A 2,727-nucleotide genomic window follows, 5' to 3' on the forward strand; every position below is an offset into this window, starting at 1 on the left:
CGCAGGGCCTGTTCGATCTCGACGTTGCGGGGCAGGGAAGCATCGTCGTGGATGCCAAGGCGGCTGGCAGCCTTGAGTTTGGCCTGGTGGAAGTCGCGGATTCCGCCTTCGGCCATCAGCCGGGCGGCTTCGTGGGCGAGGCGATGACGCCGTTCGCGGGTCTGGCTGGCAGCATGCTGGTGAGCGCGGTGCATGCGATGACTCCCTGTTGCGACCTGGCCACAGACTAGCGCAGGCGTGTGACATCTGCGTGGGTATTTCGCACAGGTGCCGCTACGCTCGCCGGGCATGGCCCGGCGCTACCGGGAGAGGGCGCCCGACGGGTGCGGCATGGTAGCGCCGGGCCATGCCCGGCGGATGCATCGGCGCCAACCAAGGTTGGCATCTAGCGGGGTAGCGCCGGGCCATGCCCGGCGAATGCATCGGCGCCAACCAAGGTTGGCGACTACCAAGGCAACGTCGGGCCATGGTGCCAACCAACGGTTGGCACCCACCCCGCCTGGCTTCAGAAGATATCGAACGCGGCCGCGTCAGCCTGCGGGGTGCTCTGCAGGTTGAGGTCGTAGTCGGTCAGGCGATCCATGTCTTCCACCTTCACCCACTCCACCGCACCGTTGAGGGTGGCCTGGACCATGCCGCTCGGCGGTTCGTTCTGTGCGATCGGGGTGTCCTTCAGCGCGGTGCGCATGTAGTCGATCCAGATCGGCAGGGCGGCCTTGCCACCGTATTCGCGGTAGCCCAGCGAGCGGAAGTCGTCGCGGCCCACCCACACGGTGGTCACGTACGGGCCGCCGAAGCCGGAGAACCAGGCGTCACGGTGATCATTGGTGGAGCCGGTCTTGCCGCCCACGTCTTCGCGGCCAAGTACCTTGGCCTGCGCGCCGGTGCCGCGCTGGACCACGTCGCGCATCATCGACACCAGCTGGTAGGCGGTGCGGGCGTCGATCGCACGCGGTGCGGTACGCGCGTCCGGGTTGGCGGGTGCGGCCGGCGTTTCGGTCTTGGCTTCCGGCTTGGCAGCGGCGGTGGCATCGACCTTGGGTGCCGGGGCGCCGAAGTTGAAGCCGTCCACGACCTGGTTCACCGGCTGGTCGCTGCTGCCGGCGCAGTCGCGGCAGGCCATCGCCGGGTTTTCCTTGAACACCAGGTTGCCATCGCGGTCGTTGACCTGGTCGATCAGCCAGGTGTCCACGCGTGAGCCGCCGTTGGCGAACACGGCGTAGCCGCGGGCCACCGACAGCGGGGTCAGCGAGGCGGTACCCAGCGACATCGACAGGTTCGGCGGCAGCTCGGATTCGGCAAAGCCGAACTGGCTGATGTACTTGCGCGCGTAGTCCACGCCCATGCCATCAAGCAGGCGCACCGAGACCAGGTTGCGTGACTGCACCAGCGCTTCACGCAGGCGCATCGGGCCGCGGAAGCCGCCGCCGTCGTTCTGCGGTGCCCAGGTCTTGCCGCGGCGGTCGCGGAACACGACCGGGGCGTCGAGCACGATCGAGGCCGGGTTGTAGCCCTTGTCGAAGGCGGCCGCGTAGACGAACGGCTTGAAGCTCGAGCCGGGCTGGCGACGGGCCTGGGTGGCACGGTTGAACTTGTTGCCGGAGAAGCTGAAGCCACCGACCAGCGCCTTCAGGGCGCCGCTGTGGGCGTCCAGCGAAACCAGGGCGGACTGGCCGCGCGGGAGCTGGTCGAGCAGCCATTCGCCCTCCTTGGCACCAGCGCGCACGCGCACGATGTCGCCGCGCTGCACCAGCTTGGCCGGGCTCTTGTTGGTCCACTTGGCGGCACCGGCCGGCAGCACGATCTCGCTGCGGTTGGCCAGCACCACGGTGGCACTGCCGTCGGCGCCGGTGCTGGCGACGATCGCCGGCAGCAGGCCGGCCTGGCCGAACATGCCGCGCAGGTGCTCGGCCAGGGCCGCGGCGTCGTCGCCGGCGCCCAGCTGTACCTGCTTCTCCACGCCGTGCCAGCCGTGGCGATGGTCGTACAGCAGCAGGCCGTCGCGCACCGACAGGTTGGCGGCGGTCTGCAGGGTCGAATCGATGGTGGTGGTGACGTGGTAGCCCTTGTTGACCACGTCGCCGCCAAAGCGGGCGATTATTTCCTGGCGCACCAGCTCGGCCACGTACGGGGCATCGACCTGCACCGGCGGCTCGTGGGCGGTGGCGTGCATCGGCACGGCCTTGGCCGCATCGGCCTCGGCCTGGCTGACGAACTTCAGGTCGGCCATGCGCTGCAGCACATAGTTGTCACGACGCTGGCGGGCGCGCTCCGGGTTGGAGATCGGGTTGCCCGAGGACGGGAACTTGGGGATGCCGGCCAGCGAGGCCATCTCGTCCAGGTCCAGCTCGCCCAGCTTCTTGCCGTAGTAGAACTCGGCGGCGGCGGCCACGCCGTAGGCGCGGTTGCCGAAGAAACTCTTGTTCAGGTACAGCTCGAAGATCTCGTCCTTGCTCAGCTCGGACTCGATCTTGCGCGCCAGCAGGATCTCGGCCAGCTTGCGGGTATAGCTGTACTCGGAGCTGAGGAAGAACTGGCGGGCCACCTGCTGGGTGATGGTGGAGCCACCGGGCACGCGCTTGTCGTTGGTGGTGGCCAGCAGCCACACCGCGCGACCGATGCCCTTGTAGTCCACGCCGCCGTGCTCGTAGAAACGGGCATCCTCGGTGGCCAGGAACGCCTGTTTCAGCTTCTCCGGCACGTCCTTCATGGTGATGGGGGTACGCC

General features: G+C 68.3%; 1 protein-coding gene and 1 pseudogene. Both read right to left on the reverse strand.

Annotated features, from left to right (window positions below):
• Positions 1 to 194: pseudogene (locus tag AC1VAN_RS17650) on the reverse strand (hypothetical protein); the annotation flags it as partial.
• Between the two features lie 311 nt (positions 195 to 505).
• Positions 506 to 2,727: penicillin-binding protein 1A (locus tag AC1VAN_RS17655; RefSeq protein WP_480986326.1), on the reverse strand; the 2,222-nt coding region annotated here is incomplete at its 5' end.

Source organism: Stenotrophomonas sp. 05L44_2 (assembly GCF_056665995.1).